We start from the raw sequence: 23,118 nt of genomic DNA, 5'->3' as shown, positions 1-23,118 counted from the left end.
TTGCTCCGGGCACTCGTCTCACCAGCGCACCTCAACCGCGCAGCGCCTCACCGCAACTCGCCAGCGCAGGTCTCTCACCACTCAACCCGGCCGCGCAGGGGAACGGTCACTCCGCAACTGCCGCACGCATCTCACCCGCACCGCACCAACGCAGCTGTCTCACCACTCACGTCGGCCGCGCGAACAACGGTCACCCCACACCTCGGCCCGCGCGCTCGCCTCGACCGCGCAGCGCGCCTCACCCGCAACTCCCCAACGCAGGTCTCTCACCACTCACCTCGGCCGCGCAGCGCCTCCCGGCACCTCAACAACGCGTCCGTCCCACCACGAGCACTGCGCTCCGCGCAGTAGCTCCCCCCACCCAGCCACGCAGGATTCGTCACCGATGGCACCGCGGGGGTCCGGGGGCTCGGCCCCCGGGAGACATGGCGAGGGCCACCCGGCTCGCGCTTTCCGCGAGCAGAGTGGCCCCTGGACCGAGCGGATGACGGGATTCGAACCCGCGACCCTCACCTTGGCAAGGTGATGCGCTACCAGCTGCGCTACATCCGCGTTGACCGCTTGTTGCTCGGTGTTGGGGTAACTCTATACCGAGGGGTGAGAGCCACTTTCGGGGGGTCCGCCTTGGGCCTTCGCGCGCTGTGACGTGCTTCGACTCGGTGCTTCGGTGTCACATCGGGCGTACAAGGGGTGACGACGGGCTTTTCGCTCCGTATGGTGTCCCCATTCGACCGAGTGGTGAGTCCTTCGGGGGAGGAGGTGCCTTGCCGGATGACCGAGCTGGGCACGGCGCCGCCACCAGCGGCCTCGGAATCCGACGAGCAGGCACTTCTTCAGCGGCTCCGCAATGGGGAAGACGCGGCGTTCGGGCAGCTGTTCGAGCTCCACGCGGCGGCGGTGCGGAGATTGGCGCAGAGCCTGGCGTCGGACAGTTCCGAGGCCGAGGACATCACGGCCGAGACGTTCTTCCGGGTGCTGCAGGCGCTGCGGCGCGGCGCGGGCCCGCGTGACTACGTCCGCGCGTATCTGCTGACGGTCGCGCGCCGGGTGTCGTGGGAGTGGCACGGGGCGCGCCGCGATGTGCCGGTGACCGATGACGAGCTGACGTTCCGCGCCGGCGCCGGTGCCGACACCAATGCGCGCACCGCCGAGCACACGTTGATCACCACGGCGTTCACGAGCTTGCCCGAGCGCTGGCGCACGGTGTTGTGGCAGACCGAGGTCGAGGGTGAGCAGCCCGCCATGGTCGCGCCGCACTTCGGGCTTTCGGCCAACGCGACGGCGGCGCTCGCCCGCCGCGCGCGTCAGGGCCTGCGGGCGGCGTATCTGCAGGCGCACCTTTCGGTGAACCGCGGACCCGAGACGTGCCGTTCGGTCGTCGAGAAGATGGGCGGCTTCACGGCCGGCAGCGTCACGGGTGCCGAAGCCGAGCGGATCAAGGCGCACCTGCTGGGGTGCGCCTCGTGCCGCGCGACGCAGGACGAGCTGCGCGACGTGTGTTCCTCGCTGCGGGCGCACGCCGAGGTGATCGTGGTCGCGGTGCCCGCGCTGGTGGGCATCGGCAAAGCGACGGGCGTCGTCACCACCGTGAAGAGCGTGCTGTTCGGCTCGAAGGTCAAGGTGGGCCTCGCGCTCGCGTCGACGGCCGCCGCGGGTGTCGCCGGGTTCACGACCGGTCCGCTCGTGTTCGGTACGCACCCGATGCAGGACGTCGGGCTCCAGGGCGGCGCGCCGGAGCTGGCGTTGCAGCCGCCCGCGCCGCCGGCTCAGCAGCCGCCGCCGCAGGTGCAGCACGGTCCGCGCGTGGCGACCGGCCAGTTGCACGGCGCCGCGCGGCCGCAGCGCTCGTCGGCCCACACCATCGCCTCGCACCTGGGCGTCAACGACGTGCCGAAGATCCCGGGCAGGCCCGTCGCCGGAACCGGTGCCGGGCAGCCGTCCGACAGTTCGCCCCGCGACGACCTCCCCGGCGGCAGCCCGTCGCACTCCCCGATGTCGAGCGAGAACTCCACGGACTCCCGCGCCGACACCGAGCCGGACCTGACGTCGGGCGACCCGTGCGACGACCCGACGATCGACGGCCCCTACAGCACCACGCGGACCTCGTACCCGCCGTCGTTCGTGCCGCCGCCGTCGTTCACGTACGTGCCCCCGCCGGAGACCTACCTCCCGCCGACGGTCACGACCACGCCGACGCCGGGCGACACCGTCCCGGAGAAGCCCGGATCATCCTCGAAGTCCGCTCCGACCAAATCCACGCAGTCCGAGACCCGGTCCGAGACGGACACGACGTCCCAGGACTCGGGAGACGTGACCCCCTCGGATGTCACCGGTTCGGCCGAACCCGATTCACCGTCGGCTCCCTGAGCAGCGAAAACCGGGCAAACCTCGCGCCACGCTCCGTGACCACCTCGCGCTGACGGGCGCCGTCACGGTAGCGTTGAGCGACTCGAGCGTCGCCCGGGAGGCAACAGGATGAACCGGCTGGTGCGCGGCGAAGACGGCCGCGACTGGGTGGTCCGAGCCCAGATGGAGTGGCGTGCGCCCGCCACCGCGGACGATTTCGAACACGACGTGGCCGGCAGCTACACGCCGGGCATCGCCATGCTCCTGGTCACGGCATTCCTGGCCGTGGTGCTCGTGATCTGGACACCGGACCAGGTGCGCGTGCCGGCGTGGGTGTTCCTCGCGATCCTGCTGGTGCTGCTGTTCTTCCCGTTGCGCTGGATCCTGCGCCGGCCGTGGACGGTCGTCGCCGAGACCGAGGGCGACGTCACGGGCGACCGTCCGTCGGAGCGCTGGGTCGGCACGATCCGGGGCATGTTCACGGTGTCGGGCGAGGTCAAGCGGATCACGAAGACGATCCAGAAGCACTCGCTGCCTGATTTCGACGGACCTCTGCACCCAGTCGAATAGGGCTGTCGAACAGGGCTGCCGGACAACGGCACCTGGCCGATTCGGGCATCACGAGCAAGACTGGTGGCATGCCCGAGCTGCCCGAGGTCGAAGCACTGGCCCACCACCTGCGCGAACATGCCGTGGGCTCCACGGTGTTCCGGATCGACGTCGCCTCGCTCAGCGTCCTGAAGACGGCCGTGCCGCCCTACACCGAGCTGCACGGCCGCGAAATCACCGGCGCCACGCGCCACGGCAAGCATCTCGACGTGGTCCTCGGCGACCTGCACCTCGTCGTTCACCTCGCGCGCGCCGGCTGGCTGCGCTGGTCCGACCAGCTTTCGCCCACCCCGTTGAAGCCCGGCAAGGGCCCGATCTCGCTGCGCGTGCACCTCAACGCGGCGGCCGGCCCCGGCTTCGACCTGACCGAGGCCGGCACGAAGAAGGGCCTCGCCGTCTGGATCGTCCACGACCCGAACGAGATCCCGAGCGTCGCGCGCCTGGGACCCGACGCGTTGTCGCTCGACGCGTCGCAGCTGCGCGAGCTGTTCGCCGGCAAGGGCACGCGGCTGAAGTGGGCGCTCACCGACCAGTCGCTCATCGCCGGCATCGGCAACGCCTACTCCGACGAGATCATGCACAAGGCCAAGCTCTCCCCGTACGCCACCGTCGGCAAGCTCGACGAGGGCGCGCTGGAGACGCTGGCCGCCGCCATCCACGACATCGAGAGCGACGCCGTGCAGCGCTCCGTCGGCCAGAAAGCCGTGATGCTCAAGGGCGAGAAGCGCTCGGGCCTGCGCGTGCACGCCCGCACCGGCCTGCCCTGCCCGGTCTGCGGCGACACCATCCGCGAGATCTCCTTCGCCGACAAGTCGTTCCAGTACTGCCCCACCTGCCAGACGGGCGGCAAACCCCTGGCCGACCGCCGGATGTCGCGCCTGCTCAAGTAACGCCGGGCCCGGGCTCCGCGAACCGTCCGCACGACGGGTCCGTTCGCGCCGTGGGAGCGCTGGGCCAAACGGACGAAAGCCGGCCCGATGGCCGTCGCAGGGAGTGACCGTGCGGCCCTGGCCCGCCGCTCGGTAGGGTTCAGCCACCCTCGGTCGTCACAACTGGACAGAAAGTGGGGAGCAAGCCTTGCACCCGGTCGGTCGAGCGCAGAGCATGGACGTCGTGTCCGCCTTCCCCCTCGCGCAGGTCGTTCCGTGGGCGCTGGCCGGTGTGCTCGCGGTCATCGTGCTCGTGCTGCTCTTCAAGGTGCGCCGGCCCAAGGGCGTGATCCAGGACGCCGTGCTGCAGGCCGTGCACCGGATGTCGAAGGCCACGCCGAACCTGCGGGCAGGGCTCGACGAAGAGGCCGCCAACCGCATGACAGCCGAGCTGCTCGAAGTGCTCGACTGCCTCGCCGTGGGGATCACCGACAGTGAGGGCACGCTCCTGTCCTGGGCCGGCGAGGCCACCGACCACTACCTCGACCTCGTCGACGACATCGGGACCGCGCTGCGCAAGCACCGCCGCGCTGTCGCCGACCACAACCGGATGCCGTGCAACCACCGCGGTACCTGCAAGATGAAGACCGCCGCCATCGTGCCGATCCTGGTCGAGGGCACGGCGGAGGCGACGCTGATCGTCGTCGGGCGCACGCGCGGCAAGCTCGTGCAGATGGCGGAGGCCGTGGCGCAGTTCGTCTGCACGCAGTTCGAGCTGGCCCGGCTGGAAGAGTCGCGCAACCAGCTGCAGCAGGCCGAGATCAAGGCCCTGCGCGCGCAGATCTCGCCGCACTTCGTCTACAACGCGCTGAACACGATCTCTGCGCTCATCCGCACGGATCCCGAAGAGGCGCGCGAGCTGCTTCAGGACTTCGCGGACTTCACGCGCTACTCGTTCCGCACCTCCGGCATGTACACCACGCTGGCCGAGGAGCTGCGCAACATCGACCGCTACCTCACGATCGAGAACGCGCGCTTCGGCGGCCGCCTCGAGGTGCGCATGAAGATCGCGCCCGAGGTGCTGAGCGTGGTCGTGCCGTTCCTGATCATCCAGCCGCTGGTGGAGAACGCGGTGAAACACGGCCTGGCCAGCAAGCCCAGCGGCGGCTGCGTCACCGTGATCGCGCAGGACTACGGCACCGAGGCCCTGATCAGCGTCGAGGACGACGGCATCGGCATGGACCCGCGCGCGCTCACCGACCTGAAGAACGCGCACCGCACCGGCGCCCACGTCGGCCTCGGCAACATCAACCAGCGCATGCGCCAGGTGTTCGGCGAGGACTACGCGCTCACCGTCGACACCGCGCCCGGCGCCGGCATGAAGGTGACGCTGCGCGTGCCGAAGTTCAAGCTCGGCGTGCGCCCGAACATGCCCGACTACTCGGCCGACGTGCCGGCCCAGGGCGGGCCCGAGGACGACGAGGTCGAGCACAACGGTGTGAACGGATCGCGTTCGGGAATGCTGCCTGCCCTCTGACATGGCTAGCCTGGCGGCATGAGCGTTACCGAGAAGCTGACGTCCCGCCTGCCCGTGCTCGGCGACCGTGTCGAGCGCAAGGACGTGGTCGCGGTGGTGAAGCTGCACGGCGTGATCACGCCTTCGCCTTCGCCGCTGGCGCGTGGCTCGATCAACCTGGCGACCGTCGAGTCGGCGCTGACCAGGGCATTCGGCCACGACCGGCTCAAGGCGGTGGCGCTGCTGATCAACTCGCCGGGCGGCGCGCCGACGCAGTCGGGCCTGGTCGCGGAGCGCATCCGCCAGCTGGCCGACGAGAAGAAGGTGCCTGTGCTGGCCTTCGCCGAGGACGTCGCGGCGTCCGGCGGCTACTGGCTCGCGTGCGCCGCCGACGAGATCTTCGCCCACCGCACGTCGATGGTCGGTTCCATCGGCGTGATCAGCGGCGGCTTCGGGTTCACGGGCCTGCTGGAGCGCTTCGGTATCGAGCGCCGGCTGCACACGGCGGGCGCGAACAAGTCGCGGCTCGACCCGTTCAGCCCGGAGAAGCCCGAGGACGTCGAGTGGCTGAAGAAGATGCACACGCAGCTCCACGAGCTGTTCGTCGACTGGGTCAAGGAGCGCCGCGGTAGCCGGCTCACCGACACCGAGGATCTGTTCACCGGTGACGTCTGGCTCGGGCAGAAGGCGCTCGACCTCGGCTTGATCGACGGCCTCGGCTCGCTGCGCCAGATCGTCACCGAGCGGTACCCGGAGGCGGAGATCTCCGTCGCCGAGCCGAAGAAGCCATTGCTCGCGCGCCTCGGCATCGGTGCGCCCGCGGCGGCGAGCGCGGTGCTCGACGCTGTGACCACCAAGGCGGCGTGGGCCCGCTTCGGTTTGTGACCTCCGGACACCCGTGCGCGTCCAGTACTAGCCCGGTTGGCCGCACCCGTCGCACGGCACTGTGCCGCGCCCGTGACCAGGAATGGGGCAAAGGGGGCGTCGCCTTTCCCCGACGGGCGGATGAGCCGGACGGGGCTGGACATTGCACTCGGCAATGGGCAGGATGCGACTCACTGTGAGTGCTCATGAAGACACCCGGAAGCTCATCGTCCTGGCGGTGGACGACGAGCTCAACGGGCTTGACGAACTGACCCACGGCCTGAGGAACAACCCGCACATCCACCGCGTCTTCAAGGCGTCGGACGCCTCCGACGCGCTGCGGTTGTTCTCCCACGACGACCCCGAGCTCGTCGCCCGGCGCGCACAGGGCCTGCCGACGGTCGACGCCGTGTTCGCCGACATCGACATGCCCGGCCTGTCCGGCATGGAGATGTCGCGCGTGATCGCGGCGATGAACCCGTCGCCGATCCTGGTGTTCGTCACGGGCCACGCCGAGGAAGCCGTGAACGCGTTCGACCTCGGTGCCGTCGACTACGTGCTCAAGCCGTTCCAGCAGGACCGCCTCGACCGGTCCGTCTCGCGCGTGCGCGAGAAGCTGGCCGCGGCCGCGTCGCCGCCGCCCGGGCAGCGCGCGGGGGAGCCGGTGAAGAACGACGACGAGGTCATCCCCGTCGAGCTCGCCGGCACCACCAAGCTCATCCCGCGTTCGTCGGTGCGGTGGGTGGAGGCCCAGGGCGACTACGCCCGGCTGTTCACCACCGAAGGCAGCCACCTGGTGCGCATCCCGCTGGCCCAGCTCGAGGAACGCTGGGAGAAGGCCGGGTTCGTGCGCATCCACCGGTCGTTCCTGGTCGCGTTGCCGCTGATCACGGAGCTGCGGATGGGCCAGGGCGGCTACCAGGTCGTGATCGGCAACGAGGAGAAGGTGCTGCCGGTCAGCCGACGGCACACGCGAGCGCTGAAGGACCGGCTCGTCGGCTCCGGCCGCGGCGGCTGAGCCCGTGTCCGCGCCCGACGACCCGTACCACCGCCTGGCCAACGGGGTCCGCGAACCGGACCCCACGCTGGGTCGCGTGCCCGAGGACAGCGCGGTCGTGGAGCCGGTGCCACCGGCGCCCGAGCCGCTGCGCCCGGCCGAGCCCGCGCACGAGAAGCCGAAGCGCCAGCGCGTGGTGCTGGCCGACCCGCGCCAGTCGGCGGGCCGGATGCGGGCGCGCGTGGAGCTGGAGGAGCAGACCAGCTGGGGAAAGCTGCTGGTCCGCGACCTGGTGAAGGTGCAGCTGCGTACGGCCGTGCTGCTCGCGTTGCTGGTGCTGCTGGTGCTCGGCGCGATGCCGGTGCTGTTCTACCTGCTGCCCGCCGTCGCGCGGTTCACGGTGATCGGCATCCCGATCCCGTGGCTCGTGCTCGGGCTGCTGCCGTTCCCGTTCCTGTTCGCGGTGGGCCTTTGGTACAACCGGCTCGCCGAGCGCCACGAGCGCGACTTCGTGGACATGATCGAAAACTGACCGCCGCGGACGGGAAAGCCCCGGTGGCGGGGCATCACCGGCCCGCGGGCTCGTGCGAGGATTCCAGCCGTGCAGCTGAACCCGTGGGCGTTGACCGGCGTCGTGCTGGTCGCCCTCGCGACGTACTACCTCGGGTACCGCTCGTCGCGTTCGGCCACCAGCACACACGATTTCCTCGTCGCCAGGCGAACGGTCCGTTCGCGCCGCAACGCCGCGGCGATCTCGGGTGAGTACCTGTCGGCGGCGTCGTTCCTGGGCGTCGCGGGCATCGTGCTCAAGGAAGGCGCCGACGCCACCTGGTATCCGATCGGTTTCACCGCCGGCTACCTCGCGCTGATGCTCTTCGTCGCCGCGCCGCTGCGCCGCTCGGGCGCGTACACGCTGCCGGACTTCGTGGAGATGCGCCTCGGTTCACTGGGGCTGCGCCGCTTCGCGACGGCGTTCGTCGTGTTCATCGGCATCCTCTACATGGTCCCGCAGCTGCAGGGCGCGGGGCTCACGCTCGCGTCGATCCTGCCCGTGCCCGCGTGGGTGGGCGCGGTCGTGGTCACGATTCTGGTGGGGATCAACGTGATCGCCGGCGGCATGCGCGCGATCACGGTGGTCCAGGCCTTCCAGTACTGGCTCAAGCTGTTCGCGATCTCCGTGCCGACTTTCGTGCTGTGCATGGTGTTCTTCAGCGGCGGCGGCCCCGGCGGCGTGCGCTCGCTCGGCTCGCCGGCCCCGCCCGTGTTCACCCAGGACACCACGGTTTCGGTGCAGACCGACGTGACGGTGAAGGTCTCGACCGAGACCTACTTCTACGCCGACGGCCGCATCGACGACGGCCCCGCGCGCGGCGTGGCGCGCTGGTCGCCGCTGGTCCCGCACACGGTCGAGAAGGGCACCACGCTCAAGTTCGCCGCGGGCACGCCGGTGCCGGTGATCAGCGACGCGCCGGCGTCCAACGACGCGTGGCTGCACCCCGCGTCCGGCAAGATCACCGACCTGCTGCAGACGTACTCGCTGATCTTCGCGCTGTTCCTCGGCACCATGGGCCTGCCCCACGTGCTGGTGCGCTTCTACACCAATCCCGACGGCAAGGCCGCGCGCCGCACGACCGTCCACGTGCTGCTGCTGCTCGGGCTGTTCTACCTGTTCCCGACGATGCTGGGCGCGCTGTCGCGGATGTACGTGCCGCAGCTGCTCGTCACGGGCAACACCGACGCGGCCGTGCTGATGCTGCCGTCGGCGATGGTGCCGGGCGTGGCGGGCCAGATCCTCGCGGCGATCGTGGCGGCGGGCGCGTTCGCGGCGTTCCTGTCGAGCTCGTCGGGGCTGCTGGTGAGCGTGGCCGGCGTGGTGTCCACGGACCTGCTTCCGGGGCGCGTCAAGGACTTCAAGGTGGGCACGGCCATCGTCGCGCTGTGTCCCCTCGGCCTGGCGTTCCTGCTGCGCACGGAAGACATCTCGCTGTCGATCGGCCTGACGTTCGCGTTGGCGGCCTCGACGTTCAGCCCGCTGCTGCTGCTCGGCATCTGGTGGCGCAAGCTCAGCTGGCCGGGCGCGCTGGCGGGCATGCTCGTCGGCGGCGGGCTGGTGCTGGCCGCGCTGGGCGTCGACATCGCAGCCGGCTACGCGAGCTTCGAAGCGCCTTGGTACACGAGCCAGCCGGGTCTGATCTCGGTGCCGGCGGCGTTCATCACGACGTACGTGGTCAGCCGCCTGACCCGCTACGGGCGGCCGGAGCTGGTCAACGACATCATGCTGCGCCTGCACGCCCCCGACCCGCTCGGCCTCATGCGGGACCGGGCCGTCGCGCGGTTCGGCCAGGCGGAGGACAAGGCACGCGCCGGGCGGGGCCGGCACCGCAAGTAGGTCACTCGGGGTCACTCGAGGTTGCTCCTCAATCACCCGATTCGACGAGGTCGCGTCAGCCTTTCCGGGGCGCAAGATCTTCGTATTGGTCGTGGTGGTGTCGTTGTCGGGAGGGGCGCCGTGGAACGCACCGAAGCGGACGTCGACTGGGAGCACGTGCAGGCGACGCCCGAGTTCCAGCAGCTGCGCCGGCGTCGGCGCGGGTTCGTGTTCCCGATGTCGGCGGCGTTCCTGGCCTGGTACCTGCTCTACGTGCTCCTCGCGGACTACGCGCACGCATTCATGAGCGCGCGACTGTGGGGCAACATCACCGTGGGTCTGGTGCTGGGCTTGGCGCAGTTCCTGACGACGTTCGTCATCACCGCGTTGTACGTGCGCTTCGCGAACCGCAAGCTGGATCCCCTGGCCGCGGAGCTGCGCGCCGAGTACGGGGGCTAGCGTCTGGTTCCTCACACGCGTACAACGCCTGGACATGGGAGCATGGAACTGTGGTGAGCCCCGCTGAACTGCCGACCGCCGAGGTCCGTGACCTGCCGACGGACGGCGTCGCCCTGCTGGACGTCCGCGAGGACGACGAGTGGGCCGCCGGCCACGCGCCCGGCGCCGTCCACATCCCCCTCGGCGAGCTGCCCGCGCGCGTCGACGAGCTCTCCGAGCTCCCCGACGACCAGCCCGTCTACGTCATCTGCCGCAGCGGCGGCCGCTCGGCCCGCGCCACCGCCTGGCTCAACGCCAGCGGCTGGGACGCCGTCAACGTCGCCGGCGGCATGGGCTCCTGGGCCCGCGAGGGCCGCCCCATGGTGAGCGAAACCGCGGGCGCCGAACCCGAGGTCATCTGACGGATGCCACCGGCCCAGCCCCCCGTCCCCCCGGGACCCGCCCACCCCGCGGGCCCTCAGGGCGGCGCGGGCTGGCCGCAGTACCCGCCTTGGCAGGGCGAGTCTTCGCCTGACGGCTGGGTGCCGGGGTTCGGCGCTCCGGCCGGCGGCTCAGACCCGCAGACGGGGGTGCCACAGTCCGGGCAGGGCTTTGGTGGGTCGGCTGATGGCGCTGGCTCGCCGGGCGCCTCGGGCCAGGCCGCTGTGCCGGGCTTTGGTGCGTCAGCTGGCCCCAACTCATCTGCGGGCGCTTCGGATCCGTACGCCGGGGTGCCTCACTCTGCGCCGGGTTTTGGTGCGCAGGCGGCTGGTAGTCCTGGCTCACCTGCAGGCGTCTCGGACTCGCCCTCGGGGGCGCGTTACGGCGCGCCGGTCGACGGTGCCGGCTCGGCCGCGGGCGCTTCGAATACGTACGCCGCGGTGCCTAAGCCCGGGGAGGGTTTTGGCCCGCCGCCGGTCGGTGGTCCTGGTTCACCCGGCGCCTCGGGCCAGGCCGCAGTGCCGGGCTTTGGTGGGCCGGCTGGTGGTCCTGACTCACGTGTGGGCGCTTCGGATCCGTACGCCAGGGTGCCTCACTCTGCGCCGGGGTTTGGTGCTCAGGCGGCTGGTGGTCCTGGCTCACCTGCGGGCGCTTCGGATCCGTACGCCAGGGCGCCTCACTCCGCGAGCGGCGCTGGGCCGGCTGGCTCGAGTCACGCTGGCGGGTACTCGCAGGCTGGCAGCTACCCGGCGCCCGGCCCCGGCGCCTACCCGGCCGAGGCCGGCCACCACCCGGGATTCTCAGCCCCCGCGCAGCAGCCCCAGTACCCGCCGCTGGCTGCCACGGCCCGCCCGTTCACCGCGGCCCCGCAGGGCCAGGTGCACCGCACCGGGCCGGAGCATCCGTCGCCGCCGCGGCAACGTCCACGCCTGAAGTGGGTCGCCTCGCCCCCGCCCGGCTCGGTCACGCGCCGGCGCGCGGTGGCGGCCACGCCGTACACCGGCCCGCCGTCCTACCCGACCCCGCCGCGCTGGGGCTTCCCGAACCTCGTCTGGCGCCGCCCGACGACCGTGCCCGGCACCGCGTCCGGCGCGGTGCGCGCGATCGACCGCATCCCGGTCCTGGCGCAGAGCCTCAACACCATCCTGTGGACGTTCGTGGTCCTCGCGCTCGCCGCGGCGGGCTCGGAGATCTGGCGCTACGCCCTGCTGGTGCAGAGCCGCGACTCCGCGCTGAGCACGTCGGTGGTCGGCTTCTCCGACGCGTTCGTCGTCACCGCCGGCCTGCTGACCACCATTCTTTCGCTGCTCCCGGCCGGCCTGGCCGTGTGGTGGCTGCTCGTCGCCCGCCACGCCGCCGCCGACGAGGCCGGCGTCGAGCCCGCACGTCCCGTGTGGCAGGTGCTCGTCGGCGTGCTCGTGCCGATCGCAAACCTGCCCATGGCGCTGTCCGTGGTGGGCGAACTGGAACACGCAGTCCTCCGCCGCCCCCGCGACGAACGCCCCAAGCCCTCCCGCCTCGTCCTGGTCTGGTGGGCCACCTGGCTCGCCAACTGGGTGCTCCTCGCGGTCACGATCATCTGGCGCCTGCGCCCGGGCGTCCAGGCGATGGCCGACAGCGTCGTCCTCGTCGCCCTCACCGACCTCACGGCCGCCGCACTGGCGATCACCACGGCCCTCGTCATCCGCCGCTTCTCCGACCTCCTGATGCCGATCGCCCCCGGCCGCTTGCGCACCCTCCGCGTCCTCAAGATCGACGGCGCCCCGGAGCCGGAGCTGCACAACGCCCGTCCGGTCGGGGCTGCTCGCTGAGCCCCTGAACCTCTGCCCCGCGCGAGGTTCGCTGCGGCATCTGTTGTCAGGCCGACGGCAGTCGTTGAGCCTCAGCCGAGCGCTGGTTCGAGCTGTCCGAACGCCTTCGTCGCCGCGTCGCGCAGTTTGGGGACCAGGTTGTTGTCGCCGGCGTAGGTGAGGTCCCAGGTCTCGTCGAAGAGCAGCCGCAGCACCGAGGTCAGGTGGGCCGCCGTCGTGCGCGCGAGGATGGGGGACTCGGGCTCCGGCAGGACGGCGGCGAGCTGCTGTTCCCGGTCGAGGTGCATCTGCGCGAGCGCGGCCATCAGCGTCACGCTTCCGCGCACCATCCCGACGAACTCGATCCCCGCGAACCCCAGCAGCGCACTCCGCTCGTCGAGCGCCGCGTAATACCCGTCGCGCACTGCCGCGAACGGCGTGCTCGACGGCGCCTGCTGCACCAGCTTCGCCGGCCAGTCGACGAAGTCGTTGCGGATGTCGAAGACCAGGTCCTCCTTGCGCCCGAAGTGATTGGTCACGGTCATCTTCGCGACGCGCGCCGCCTCCGCGACGTCGGCGATCGTCACCCCCTCGAATCCCCGCGCGATGAACAGCCGCGTCGCCGCGTGCGAGATGTTCTGCCTGGTCTCGAGTTTCTTCTGCTCCCTGAGGCTCACCCGGCCAGCATACTAGGTCCAACCTAAATTTGTGCTTGACCCAGTGAACTTCCCCAACCTAATCTTAGGTCCGACCTAATCAACTCCGAAGGGACACCCGATGACCTTGCGCCTGCTCGCCGTCCACGCCCATCCCGACGACGAATCCAGCAAGGGCGCAGCCACCCTCGCCCGCTACGCCGCGGAAGGCGTCGACGTCCTCGTGGCCACCTGCACCGGCGGCGAGCGCGGCGATGTGCTCAACCCAGCGCTGGACACCCCGGCCATCCACAGGGACCTACCCGCCGTCCGTCGCCGCGAAATGGCCGCCGCTGCGGAGATTCTCGGTGTGCGTCAACAGTTCCTGGGCCACGCCGACTCAGGCCTCGACCAGCCGCTACCCGAAGGCTGCTTCGCGAAACTGTCCATTGAGGACGCCGCCAAGCCTCTCGAAGACCTGCTCCGCGAATTCCGTCCACAGGTCGTGATCACCTACGACGAGACCGGCGGTTATCCACACCCCGACCACATCCGCACCCACGAAGCCACCCGAGCCGCCTTCGCCGCCACCGACGACGGCACCCCACGCAAGCTCTACTACCAAGCCACCCTCAGCCGCGCGTGGTTCCAGGCCATGCACGACGCCACCCTCGCCGCCGGCCTCGAGTCACAAATGGGCCCGGTCCTCGACGAGCTCCCGCCCGACCGCCTCCGCGCCACCACCAGAATCCGCTGCGAGCAGTACTTCGACACCCGCGACCGCGCCCTCAAAGCCCACGCCACCCAGGCCGACCCGGCCCACCCGTTCTTCCACCACTCCCGCGACGTCGAACGCGCCGCCTGGCCCTGGGAGGAGTACCACCTCGTCGGCAGCACCCCGGACACCCACGAAGACGACCTCTTCGCCGGCCTCCGCTGACCCGGCCGACCAGCCCCACCTGACCCCGACCAGCCGACTGGCCGACCAGTCCACGCACCCGGCCGGCCCAGCTGACCGATCCGGCCGGGCGAATCAGACCATCTTGGCCCGGCCAGAGCATCTGGTCAGCCGCACCCGGCCGACCAGCCCACCTGACCCCGACCAGCCGGCTGGCCGACCTGACCGACCAACCTGCCTGGCTCGACCGACCGATCCGGCCGATCAGTCCACGCGCTCGGCCGGCCTAGCTGACCGATCCGGCCGGGCAAATCAGACCACCTTGGCCCGGCCAGAGCATCTGGTCAGCCGCACCCGACTCGCCGAATCACCCTGACCGCCCGACCAGCCAGAGCCGCCCGACCAGCCAGAGCCGCCCGGCCAGCCAGACTCGCCCGACCAGCACGAGTCAAACCAGCACAACCGGCGCCCGGCCCGTCAAGATCCGATCAAACCGTCACCGGCAACGTCCTCAATCCCCTGATCACGAACTCCGGCCGCCGCTCCGGCTCGGCCGCCAGACGCAGCCCCGGCAGTCGGGTGGACAGTGCTGACAGCGCCGCCGCGATCTCCACCCGCGCGAGCGGCGCGCCCACGCAGTAGTGGATCCCCATCCCGAAACCGAGATGCGCGTTCGGCGAGCGGCCGATGTCCAGCACATCCGGCGAATCGAACACCCGAGGATCCCGCGCCGCCGCCCCCAGGAGCGCGCCGATCTTCGTGCCGCGCGCCACCCGGTACCCGGCGATGTCCACATCCTCCGTCGCCGTGCGCTCGAACAGCTGCAGCGGCGCGTCGAACCGGATCAGTTCTTCCACGGCCGAGTCGAGCAAACTTGGGTCCGACCCAAGTCGTTCCCACTCGGACCGGTGGGTCAGCAGAGCGAGCACCCCGTTGCCGATCACGTTCACCGTCGCCTCGTGGCCCGCCATCAGCAGGAGCACGGCCGTGGCCACGACCTCGTCCGGCGTGAGCTCACTGGCCACGAGGTCGGCGACGATCCCGCCCGGCGTCCCGCTGACCACCGAGCGCAGGTACGCGACGAAGTCGGCCGCGGCCTGCTCGGCGGCGTCGCGGCCGGCTTCGGGCAGGCCGAACTCGTACATCTTCACGATCGCGTTGCTCCACGCCACCAGCCGCGGCCCGTCCTCGACGGGGATGCCGAGCAGCTCCGCGATCACGGCCACCGGCAACGGCTGCGCGAGGTGTTCCAGCAGGTCAGCGCTACCGTCGGCCTCGATCTTGCCCGCCAGTGTGTCCACCATGGACGAAGCGAGCCGCGCGACCATCGGCCGCAGCCGCTGCACGTGGCCGCGCCCGAACTCGCCCGCGATCACGCGCCGCAGCCGCGTGTGGGCCGGCGGTTCGTTCTCCAGCAAGGAGTTGCGATGCAGCAGGTTGAACGACGCGAACCGCTCCAGCGGCTGCGCGTCCGTCCAGATCCGGCCCAGCCCGCGGTGGCGCAACACGGCGGCCGAAGCGGCGTGGGAAACGGTGATCGCCAGGTCGAGCCCATCGTGGTGGTGCACCTCGCCCTCGGCGCGCAGCGCGGCGAACGCGGGGTACGGGTCGGCGAGGAAGGCGGGATCGGAAGCGTCGAACACGAGCCGACTCTACTGCGCCGATCGTTACCAATCCGACCACAGCCACGGCCGAATGGCTTCGTAACAACAGTTACGTGCCTCGTGGGGGTCCGCCTGCTTTTGGCCGGATCAGTAACCCGGGCGCCCCTCACGGCCCCCGCTTCGATAGCGTCTGGCGTCGAGCTTTGAGGAGGCTGAAGTGGGTAAAGGCGCGCGGAAGAAGGGTCCCAAGCCGGACCGCAAACCGAAGGTGCGCGACGTTTTCGTCGGGCAGCCCTTCGAGGGTCTGGCCGCGGAGCCGGAGCTGATCGCGTTGCGCGAGTTCGTGCCGTCGGCCACGGCGAAGCTCACGCTCGCCGAAGGCGGCGACGTCACCCTCGGCACCGTGCTGCCCATGGCGGCCGCGGCGTTCGTCCGGTCCGACGGGCAGCGCTACCTCGGGCTGCAGGTGCAGACGCGGTCGTCGGACATCAGCCGCGACCTCGGCCGGTCGCTGCGCTGGGTGCTCGACGCGAAGCCGGGTGACGTGCTGTCCGTCCCCGACACGACGACCCCGACCGACCCGGACGAGCACAACCGCCTGCAGGACCTGCTCGCGCCCGCCGCCGAGCTCGAGCTCACGCTCCACAGCGACTTCGGCTGGTGGCTGCCCGAGGACGCGGACGCGAGCGGCGACGTCGCGGTGTCCCTCGAGCGCGCCAACGCCGCCATCATGCCCACCGAACGCCTCGGCGCCGGTGCGTACTGGGTGCTCGCCGGCGAGAAGGCGCACCTGCGCTGGGTCCGTCCCGAACCGGAGAACCTGCTGCTGCAAGCGCTTGCGCGCCTGTCCGCGGCGGGCACCTTGGGCCTCGGCGAGGGCACGCGGTACGCGGGTTCGTTCCGCGCCCACGGCCTGCTCGTCCCGGTGTGGGACCTCGACCCCGAGGCGCACGCGCGGGAATGGGCCGAACCCAAGGACCAGCTCGGCGCCCGGCTCGAGGAGGCGCTGAAGTCGCTCGAAGCCGAGCCGCTCAACGCCACCGAGCGCCGTGCACGCGACGGCCTCATCGGCCGCCAGCTCACGATTCGCTGATTCGACCGGACGCTGTGGAAGTTCGACGCCGAACTTCCACAGCGTTGATCGCAGCGCCGAAGTCACACCCGCTCACCGGGTAAACCCATACCTCGACACGCCCCTGCGGTGGCACGATCGTCGGGGTGATCCTGCACATCTGTTCCCGCGACGAGTGGGCCGCCGTGCCCGAGGCCGGCGGATACACCGCGCCTTCGCTCGCCGAAATCGGGTTCATCCACTGCTCCGACCCCGGCACCGTCAGCCTGCCCGCGAACGCGATCTACCGCGGCCGCACCGACCTCCTGCTGCTCGAGATCGACCCCACGCGGGTCGACGCGCGCGTGGTCTGGGAGGCGGGCGCCCCGCCGCACCCAGACGGGATCCTCTTTCCGCACATCTACGGCCCGATCCCGCGAAACGCTGTGGTCGCGGTACACGATTTCCCATCAGGCGCGGACGGCTCGTTGAAGCTGCCCGAGTCGCTCTCCGTGCGCTGAAATCGCGTGAACGTTCACGGAAAGTAGTCGCGAGAGCTGGACAACCTGCGGGGGCTGCCATGCGTGTGGGGGATGACGAGGACGCGGTGCGCGGCGATCTCATCCGGGGAGGGGGCGATTTGGTGACGGCAGCGGCACCGGTCATCTCGGGGGGAGAACCGACGTGGGTCGCGGGCGCGCGGGCGGCGGCCGAGCCCAGGGTGTTCGCCGAGTTCGGTGACTTCGTCGAGGCCAGCCTGCCCGGCTTGCTGCGCTACGGCCACGCGCTCACCGGCAACCCGCACGACGCCGCGGACCTGGTGCAGACCGTGCTCGAGAAGATCGGTTCGCGCTGGTCCTACGTTCAGCAGAAGACAGGCGACCCGCTCGCGTACGTCCGGCGCTCGATGGCCAACGCGCACGTCAGCCGCTGGAGACGCACGCGTCGGGAGAACCTCGTCGCGGACCTGCCGGACACGAGCCCGTGCGCGCCGGACGACCCGTTCGAGCACGAGCCGCTGTGGCAGGCGCTGCGAAATCTGCCGCCGAGGCAACGTGCGGTGGTGGTGCTGCGTTACTACGAAGGACTGTCCGAGGCCGAGATCGCGGAAGCGCTCGGCGTCAGCCAGGGGACGGTGAAGAGCCAGGCCAGCAAGGCCATCGCTTCGTTGCGGACGAAGCTGAAGCACGGAGAAGGGAGCGAAGCGGGTTGAACGTCTCCGAGGACGAGCTCGAACAACGGCTGCGCGCGCTCTTTTCCGACGACCGGCTCGGCGTCGCACCTCCGGCCGACGCGGCGCCGGCGATCATGGCCGGCGCGCGACGACGTCGGCAGCGGCGCAAGGTGCTGATGTCGGCGTCCGGAGCGGTGTGCGCGCTCGCGCTGGTGTCGGGCGGGCTCGTGGTGTTCAAGTTTCAGGCCACGACGGGCGCGGCCGACCTGACGGCTTCGCGACTGACAGTGCCGAACGTGTCCGCTCCGCCGCCGGTCGCGCCGGTGGCCTCGGCCTCGCCGCCGGCTGAAGATCCGCCCGTGGCCCCGCCTGCCGCGCCGTCGCACGTGTCGACCGCTCCGCCGAAGCGGCATTCACCGCCGGCGTCGACGCGAGGTGACGCACCGACGAAGGTGACGAAGGGACCGTTGCTGACGGCGGACGGTCTCGGAGCCTTGAAGCTCGGGATGACCGAGGAGCAGCTCGCCTCGTCGGGTCTGACGTTGACGGCGGTCAAGGAATCGGCCGGCTGCACGTACTACGACGTCGCCGGCGAAGGCGTCCCCGCCGCGACAGCCGTGGTTTCGCCGGACGCCGGCGTGGTGGTCGTGAAGCCGGACGGCGCCGCCCACACGCCGGAGGGCGTCGGCGAGGGCTCGGCGAAGGAAGACGTGACCGCCGCGTACCCGGGAACATCCCAGGCTTCCGACGAGTTGGTAGCACCGACCGGCGACGAGGGCGCCTACCACTTCACCCTCGCCGACGACGGCTCCGTCTCGAGCCTCGACGTCCGCTCCGCCAACCAAACCTGCGCCGGCTGAGCCCGGCGCCGACCGAGGAACCCGGGCTATCCACAGGGGGAGAGCCCGGGTTCCTCTCTGTTCGGGGCCTTGTGGATGAGCGGACCCGACTGGGTGGGCTCGACCTAGTGAGCTGCTGGCGAGCCGCGTTTGTGGGCGGCCTGGGTAGGTCGAACCCAGTGAGTTCGCGATGGACCGCCGCACCTGTGGACGTTGGATCGGACCTACCGACCCTTAGCTCGCGACTCGAAGAGATGCTGCGGCTCGGGCTGTTGTTGATGACTGGCTATGCCTGACCCAACTAACCACCAGTCGCTCGCACGTACCTCTGGCGCGGGCTCTTTGGGCTCGGACGTTGTGGATGGAGTTGGCTGGGGCCAACCTAATGCGTCCTGGGCGCGGCGCCGTGGAGTTTGCGCGGCGGCTGTCGCGTGGGAGGCGCTGTGGGCAGTCGGGTAGGTCGGACCCAATAAGCTCCAGCGAGGCTGTGCACGGGACTACTGGTGCTGGCATGGGCCCAGCGTTGTGGATAACTGGCTGGGTCGGGCCCAACGACCTGCAGGTCGGCCGCGGAAGTGCTACTTGCGTTGATATGGGTCTGCCGCTGTGGATGCTTGAGTGGGTCGGACCTAGCGAGGGTCAGCTTGACCGCGGGCAGCGCTGCTGGTGTTGGCATGGGCCTGGGCTTGTGGATAGCTGGATGGGGCGGGCCCAACGATCTGCAGCTCGGCTGTGCACAGCGCTTGCGCTGGCGTGGGTCTGGTGTTGTGGGTGGCCGAGCAGGTCGGACCTAGCGAGCTTCAGCTTGGCTGCGGGCAGCGCTACTGGTGCTGGTTGGGGCTGGCGTTGTGGATGATTGAGTGGGCCGGACCTAGCGAATCAACCGCGCGGGCTGACTGCGAGCGGCACGAGCCGGCGCCGCGCGGCCGCGAACCCTACAAACGACGAAGCCCGGGTTGTCCACGTGGGGACAACCCGGGCTCCGCGATGGCTCGTCTGATCGTGACAAGGCGCCCGTTGGCTGGGCCGGTTGAGCCGGCAGCCTTACAGGGCGCCGCCCGCGACGGGGGGCATGGCGGCGTCGGAGGGGGACGTGCCGACGGACTCGCGGTGGAGGAACTTCTCGATCTCGTACACGTTGTCACCTGCGCGGCGCGCGACGGTGACCAGCGTGGACATCTGGGAGATCTCCTCGACCTGCTCCTTGAGGAACCACTGCGTGAACTGCTCGCTGATGTAGTCCTCTTCGGCGCGCGCGGCCTTCGCCAGCGCGGAGACGTCGGCGGCGACCTCCTTCTCCTGCTCCAGCGCGAGCTCGAGGAGCTCCAGCGGGGCGGAGAACTCGTTGCGGACGTCCTTCACGCCCGGCACCTCCACGTGGTGGTCGCGGTCGAGCATGTACTGCACGAGCGCCATCGCGTGGTTCCGCTCTTCCACCGACTGCTTGTAGAAGTGCTTCGCGAGCTGCGGCAGGTCCTCGTTGTCGAACCAGACCGCCAGCGCGATGTACTGCTGGGACGCGTGGAACTCGTTGTGGATCTGCGCCTGCAGCAGTTCGTAGAACTTCGAGCGCGGTTCTTTCTTCGTGAGGGCCATGCCAATGACGGTACGACAACTCTCGATTAATTTCCACTTTTAGCTGGTGATCTCCACCCTATTAGGGTTACCATTCCTAAAGAAATCCTCCCTTATTTTGGTTAGCCTTCCCTTAATTAATTCCACCATTTAGGGAAGGCTAACTTCGCTTTATATCGTGTCCCGGACGATCGGGCACGACATGCAGCGCGGGCCGCCGCGACCTGAGCCCAGCTCGGATCCGGCGATGGCCAGGACCTCGATCCCGGCGTCGGCCAGGCGTTCGTTGGTCTCGAAGTTGCGTTCGTACCCGACGACGACTCCGGGGGCCAGCGCGAGGGTGTTGTTGCCGTCGTCCCATTGCTCGCGTTCGGCGGTCACCGGATCGAGTCCCGTGTCGATCACGCGCAGGCGGTCGATGCCCATCGCCTCGGCGGCGGCGCTCAAGAACGGTGCCGGGCCCGCGACTTTCACCCCGCCGTCGCCGGTGGGACGCACGGTGAACGCGGTCAGCGAATCGCGCGCGAGCGGGTACATCACGACGGCGTCGGCCGCGACCATCGTGCACACCGTGTCCAGGTGCATCGTCGCGCGGGACTGCTCGATGGGCACGGCGAGCACTGTGTGCGCGAGGCCGTCGGCGAACACCGAGCGCGCGAGCGACTCCGCGCCCGCCGGCGTGGTGCGCTCGCCGACGCCGATGGCCAGCACGCCCGGGGCCAGCAGCATCACGTCGCCGCCCTCGATCGGCGCGGAGTGCGCGCCGTACGCGCGAGCCGCGTGGCGGAAGCGCGGGTGGTACGCGTAGACGAGGTCGAGCACAGCCGTTTCGCGCCGGCGCGCGGGCATGGTCAGCGACGAGATCGCCACGCGGTCGCCGATCCACGCCGACGAGTCGCGCGTGAACAGCAGATTCGGCAGCGGGTCGACGGCGAACTCGTGCGGGTCGCGCATCATCCGCACCAGCGAGGAGCCCTCCGACGTCGGCAGCTCTTCGAACGTCATGCCGGCCATGAGGACCTCGGCGAGCGTGTTCGCGTCGACGCCGCTCAAGTGCGAACGCAGCGAATCGGCGAGGTCGGCGCCGAGGCGCAGTTCATCCACAGCCGCGTGGACGCCCGCCGTGTGCGCGCGCGGGTCCACCAGCGCCGTGCGCAAGGTGTCCGCCAACAGGAGCACTTCGACGCCGCGGCCGCGGAGGACTTCCGCGAACGCGTCGTGCTCTTGCTGGGCCCGATCCACCCACGGGATGGAGTCGAAGAGGAGCTGGTCGTTGTTGCGGGGCGTCAGCCTTTTGAGCTCGTTTCCCGGCCGGTGCAGGAGAACTGCACGAAGGGGTCCGACTTCGCTGTCCACCCTGGGCGGTGCCGTCACGTCGTTCACGAGGTCGAGCCTAATGAGCGCGCGTCAGGGGAGCCAGGAAAGATGGCCTTTCAGGAGTGAATAACCGACGAAAGACACCACGTCGAAAAGGGTGTGCGCGGCGACCAGCGGCCACAGCCGGTTGGTGCGCTGCCAGACGCGGCCGAACACCAGGCCCATCACGAAGTTGCCGACGAACCCGCCGAACCCCTGGTACAGGTGGTACGAGCCGCGCAGCGCCGCGGCGCCCACGAGCGAATTGTTCTCGCGCACGCCGAGCTGGCGCAGCCGCGTGAGCAGGTAACCGATCACGAGCACTTCTTCGGCGAACGCGTTGCCGAACGCCGAGAGCGTGAGCGCGATCGGCCGCCACCACGTGTCGCCCAATGTGGACGGTTGCACCGCGAGGCTGAAGCCGAGGTGGTAGGAGAGGAAGTACAGGCCCAGCCCCGGAATCCCGATCACGGCGGCGAGGCCCACGGTGATCAGTGCGTCGGACCCGGGGGAACGGCGGTCGAGGCCGATGTCACGGATCTTGAGGCCGGCGCGCCACAGCAGGTACAGGCCGAGCCCGCCCCAGCTGACGAGCTGCAGGGCGTTGAGCAGCTGCTGCAGCAGGTCGAGCAGGCTGGCGGCGGCCTGCGGGACGTTGAGCTGCACCTGTTGCTGCGCCAGCGGGACCGGACGCAAGAGCGAGTCCACAAGGGACAGCAGGCTGCGCGCGCCGGAGAGGCCGAGCGTGATGCCGAAGACGAGCACCAGCTCGAACTTGACGGCCCGGCGCTCCTTCTCGTCCACGATCGGGGCGGGCGAATCGGGCGGAAGGGGCAGCAGCCAGGACCTGATGCCCGATCGCTCTGTCGTGCTCATGAGCGCACGCTACCTTCGGGGTATGCCTCGGACTATCGCCACCAACACGAAGGTCGACCGCGACGCGCTGGTCGAGTTCCTCAAGCCCCGCCACCACGCGATCCTGGTCACCACCCGCGCCGACGGGCGGCCCCAGCTTTCGCCCAACACGTGCGGCGTCGACGCGGAGGGCCGGATCGTGATCGCGACCTACCCGAAGCGGGCGAAGGTCGCCAACCTGCGGCGCTCTTCCGCGGTTTCGGTTTGCGTCCTGTCCGACGAGTGGAACGGCCCCTGGGTCCAGGTCGACGGCACCGCCGAGGTCATCGACCTGCCCGACTCCGTCGAGCCGCTCGTCGACTACTTCCGTAGCATCTCCGGCGAACACCCCGACTGGGACGAGTACCGCGAAGCCATGCGCAAGCAGGGCAAGAGCCTCATCCGCATCACCATCGACCGCTGGGGCCCCATCGCCACGGGCGGCTTCCCGCCGGAACTGGCGGACGACTGAGCGTCTGCCCCTCTGGCGAACGGGCCGGCTCCACTGAGGTGGGGCCGGCCTTTGTCGTGTACGGGGCCGGCTCAGAGCGCTCGACGGCTGGGATCTGTGGGGGCTGTGGATGGTTCGGTGGGCGCGACCCAACTTCGAGCGCTCGACGCCGTGCCCGGGCCTGAGTCGTTAGGTTTGGCCTAACGACTCAGGCCCGGGCGGCGCTGAGCCTGGGCAACGGTTTGTTGGGTCGGACCTAACTTCCTAGCGGTGGCCTGCACTGAGTGTGCTTCGCCGTGCAGTTGGGTTGAACCCAACGAGGTTCGGCGGGTCACACCCCCGGTCCCGGCGTCTCGGTCGTACCTGACTCGGACCGGCTCGGACCTGGCTTGGGCCGGCTTGG

Annotated in this window: 22 protein-coding genes and 1 tRNA gene; 17 read left to right on the top strand and 6 right to left on the bottom strand. The window is 70.1% G+C overall.

Going from position 1 to position 23,118, the window contains the following annotated elements; translation table 11 throughout:
- Positions 1-479 precede the first annotated feature (479 nt).
- Positions 480-552: transfer RNA gene (locus tag ACFY1H_RS00920), tRNA-Gly, on the bottom strand.
- Positions 553-771: 219 nt separating this feature from the next.
- On the opposite strand from ACFY1H_RS00920, the gene ACFY1H_RS00915 reads away from it, so the two are divergent.
- The 11 genes from ACFY1H_RS00915 (at position 772) to ACFY1H_RS00865 (ending at position 12,259) form a co-directional block, all read left to right on the top strand.
- Entirely contained in the window at positions 772-2,367 is a 1,596-nt protein-coding gene (locus ACFY1H_RS00915) for a sigma-70 family RNA polymerase sigma factor (protein WP_386943704.1), read from the top strand.
- A 108-nt stretch (positions 2,368-2,475) separates the two neighbouring features.
- Positions 2,476-2,916, top strand: a complete 441-nt coding sequence (locus ACFY1H_RS00910) for a DUF983 domain-containing protein (RefSeq protein ID WP_360598683.1) — start codon at positions 2,476-2,478, stop codon at positions 2,914-2,916.
- Positions 2,917-2,984: 68 nt separating this feature from the next.
- Positions 2,985-3,845, top strand: a complete 861-nt coding sequence (locus tag ACFY1H_RS00905; RefSeq protein ID WP_386943702.1) for an Fpg/Nei family DNA glycosylase — start codon at positions 2,985-2,987, stop codon at positions 3,843-3,845.
- Between the two features lie 214 nt (positions 3,846-4,059).
- Positions 4,060-5,361, top strand: a complete 1,302-nt coding sequence (locus tag ACFY1H_RS00900) for a histidine kinase (protein WP_366577055.1) — start codon at positions 4,060-4,062, stop codon at positions 5,359-5,361.
- 18 nt (positions 5,362-5,379) lie between these two features.
- Entirely contained in the window at positions 5,380-6,225 is an 846-nt protein-coding gene (locus ACFY1H_RS00895; RefSeq protein WP_386943700.1) for a S49 family peptidase, read from the top strand.
- 163 nt (positions 6,226-6,388) lie between these two features.
- Positions 6,389-7,222, top strand: a complete 834-nt coding sequence (locus ACFY1H_RS00890; RefSeq protein WP_366577059.1) for a LytTR family DNA-binding domain-containing protein — start codon at positions 6,389-6,391, stop codon at positions 7,220-7,222.
- 4 nt (positions 7,223-7,226) lie between these two features.
- Positions 7,227-7,733 carry a hypothetical protein gene (locus ACFY1H_RS00885; RefSeq protein ID WP_364043725.1) on the top strand — a complete coding sequence of 169 codons (507 nt, stop codon included), beginning with the start codon at positions 7,227-7,229 and terminating at the stop codon, positions 7,731-7,733.
- A gap of 69 nt (positions 7,734-7,802) precedes the next feature.
- Positions 7,803-9,590 carry a cation acetate symporter gene (locus ACFY1H_RS00880; protein ID WP_366577061.1) on the top strand — a complete coding sequence of 596 codons (1,788 nt, stop codon included), beginning with the start codon at positions 7,803-7,805 and terminating at the stop codon, positions 9,588-9,590.
- A 120-nt stretch (positions 9,591-9,710) separates the two neighbouring features.
- Positions 9,711-10,028, top strand: coding sequence for a DUF485 domain-containing protein (locus ACFY1H_RS00875; protein ID WP_364043731.1), 318 nt, complete (start codon positions 9,711-9,713; stop codon positions 10,026-10,028).
- Positions 10,029-10,078: 50 nt separating this feature from the next.
- Positions 10,079-10,429: a rhodanese-like domain-containing protein gene (locus ACFY1H_RS00870; protein ID WP_366577063.1), complete on the top strand. Its 351-nt coding sequence runs from the start codon at positions 10,079-10,081 to the stop codon at positions 10,427-10,429.
- 897 nt (positions 10,430-11,326) lie between these two features.
- Positions 11,327-12,259: a DUF4328 domain-containing protein gene (locus tag ACFY1H_RS00865; protein ID WP_386943696.1), complete on the top strand. Its 933-nt coding sequence runs from the start codon at positions 11,327-11,329 to the stop codon at positions 12,257-12,259.
- A gap of 71 nt (positions 12,260-12,330) precedes the next feature.
- Here the strand turns inward: ACFY1H_RS00865 and ACFY1H_RS00860 are convergent, their stop codons facing one another.
- Positions 12,331-12,915, bottom strand: coding sequence for a TetR/AcrR family transcriptional regulator (locus ACFY1H_RS00860; protein WP_386943694.1), 585 nt, complete (start codon positions 12,913-12,915; stop codon positions 12,331-12,333).
- Positions 12,916-13,015: 100 nt separating this feature from the next.
- On the opposite strand from ACFY1H_RS00860, the gene mca reads away from it, so the two are divergent.
- On the top strand, positions 13,016-13,813 hold the full coding sequence (gene mca, locus ACFY1H_RS00855; protein WP_386943692.1) for a mycothiol conjugate amidase Mca: 798 nt from the start codon (positions 13,016-13,018) through the stop codon (positions 13,811-13,813).
- Positions 13,814-14,259: 446 nt separating this feature from the next.
- Here the strand turns inward: mca and ACFY1H_RS00850 are convergent, their stop codons facing one another.
- The gene (locus tag ACFY1H_RS00850) at positions 14,260-15,414 is read right to left on the bottom strand and encodes a cytochrome P450 (RefSeq protein ID WP_366577070.1); all 1,155 of its coding nucleotides are present in this window, start codon (positions 15,412-15,414) and stop codon (positions 14,260-14,262) included.
- Positions 15,415-15,592: 178 nt separating this feature from the next.
- Between ACFY1H_RS00850 and ACFY1H_RS00845 the strand changes: the two genes are divergently transcribed.
- The 4 genes from ACFY1H_RS00845 to ACFY1H_RS00830 all read left to right on the top strand — a co-directional run bounded on the left by ACFY1H_RS00845 (position 15,593) and on the right by ACFY1H_RS00830 (position 18,460).
- Positions 15,593-16,468 (top strand): DUF5926 family protein, encoded by an 876-nt coding sequence (locus ACFY1H_RS00845; RefSeq protein ID WP_366577071.1) that lies wholly within the window; start codon positions 15,593-15,595, stop codon positions 16,466-16,468.
- A 125-nt stretch (positions 16,469-16,593) separates the two neighbouring features.
- A complete protein-coding gene (locus tag ACFY1H_RS00840) occupies positions 16,594-16,947 on the top strand; it encodes a DUF952 domain-containing protein (protein ID WP_386943690.1) in 354 nt (117 codons plus the stop codon).
- A gap of 122 nt (positions 16,948-17,069) precedes the next feature.
- A complete protein-coding gene (locus ACFY1H_RS00835; RefSeq protein WP_386943688.1) occupies positions 17,070-17,639 on the top strand; it encodes a SigE family RNA polymerase sigma factor in 570 nt (189 codons plus the stop codon).
- Positions 17,636-18,460 carry a hypothetical protein gene (locus ACFY1H_RS00830; protein WP_386943686.1) on the top strand — a complete coding sequence of 275 codons (825 nt, stop codon included), beginning with the start codon at positions 17,636-17,638 and terminating at the stop codon, positions 18,458-18,460. Before ACFY1H_RS00835 ends, ACFY1H_RS00830 begins: the two co-directional genes overlap by 4 nt.
- A 1,023-nt stretch (positions 18,461-19,483) precedes the next feature.
- On the opposite strand, the gene ACFY1H_RS00825 is transcribed toward ACFY1H_RS00830, so the two are convergent.
- From ACFY1H_RS00825 to ACFY1H_RS00815, 3 genes are all read right to left on the bottom strand, one after another.
- Positions 19,484-20,035: a ferritin gene (locus ACFY1H_RS00825; protein ID WP_366577078.1), complete on the bottom strand. Its 552-nt coding sequence runs from the start codon at positions 20,033-20,035 to the stop codon at positions 19,484-19,486.
- A gap of 150 nt (positions 20,036-20,185) precedes the next feature.
- Positions 20,186-21,370 (bottom strand): arginine deiminase, encoded by a 1,185-nt coding sequence (locus ACFY1H_RS00820; RefSeq protein ID WP_366577883.1) that lies wholly within the window; start codon positions 21,368-21,370, stop codon positions 20,186-20,188.
- 51 nt (positions 21,371-21,421) lie between these two features.
- Positions 21,422-22,246, bottom strand: coding sequence for a CPBP family intramembrane glutamic endopeptidase (locus tag ACFY1H_RS00815; protein WP_366577079.1), 825 nt, complete (start codon positions 22,244-22,246; stop codon positions 21,422-21,424).
- Between the two features lie 22 nt (positions 22,247-22,268).
- Here ACFY1H_RS00815 and ACFY1H_RS00810 point away from each other — a divergent pair, with 22 nt between their 5' ends.
- A complete protein-coding gene (locus ACFY1H_RS00810) occupies positions 22,269-22,736 on the top strand; it encodes a PPOX class F420-dependent oxidoreductase (protein ID WP_366577081.1) in 468 nt (155 codons plus the stop codon).
- Positions 22,737-23,118 lie beyond the last annotated feature (382 nt).

Source organism: Amycolatopsis sp. NPDC001319, assembly GCF_042896185.1.
GTDB lineage: Bacteria > Actinomycetota > Actinomycetes > Mycobacteriales > Pseudonocardiaceae > Amycolatopsis.
This window is presented reverse-complemented; position numbering and strand designations above follow the sequence as displayed.

What these genes read in the sequence shown, in the direction of transcription:
- ACFY1H_RS00915 (WP_386943704.1), top strand. Translation starts at nt 772, where the DNA reads ATGACCGAGCTGGGCACGGCGCCGCCACCAGCGGCCTCGGAATCCGAC.
- ACFY1H_RS00910 (WP_360598683.1), top strand. Translation starts at nt 2,476, where the DNA reads ATGAACCGGCTGGTGCGCGGCGAAGACGGCCGCGACTGGGTGGTCCGA.
- ACFY1H_RS00905 (WP_386943702.1), top strand. Translation starts at nt 2,985, where the DNA reads ATGCCCGAGCTGCCCGAGGTCGAAGCACTGGCCCACCACCTGCGCGAA.
- ACFY1H_RS00900 (WP_366577055.1), top strand. Translation starts at nt 4,060, where the DNA reads ATGGACGTCGTGTCCGCCTTCCCCCTCGCGCAGGTCGTTCCGTGGGCG.
- ACFY1H_RS00895 (WP_386943700.1), top strand. Translation starts at nt 5,380, where the DNA reads ATGAGCGTTACCGAGAAGCTGACGTCCCGCCTGCCCGTGCTCGGCGAC.
- ACFY1H_RS00890 (WP_366577059.1), top strand. Translation starts at nt 6,389, where the DNA reads ATGCGACTCACTGTGAGTGCTCATGAAGACACCCGGAAGCTCATCGTC.
- mca (WP_386943692.1), top strand. Translation starts at nt 13,016, where the DNA reads ATGACCTTGCGCCTGCTCGCCGTCCACGCCCATCCCGACGACGAATCC.
- ACFY1H_RS00825 (WP_366577078.1), bottom strand. Translation starts at nt 20,035, where the DNA reads ATGGCCCTCACGAAGAAAGAACCGCGCTCGAAGTTCTACGAACTGCTG.
- ACFY1H_RS00815 (WP_366577079.1), bottom strand. Translation starts at nt 22,246, where the DNA reads ATGAGCACGACAGAGCGATCGGGCATCAGGTCCTGGCTGCTGCCCCTT.
- ACFY1H_RS00810 (WP_366577081.1), top strand. Translation starts at nt 22,269, where the DNA reads ATGCCTCGGACTATCGCCACCAACACGAAGGTCGACCGCGACGCGCTG.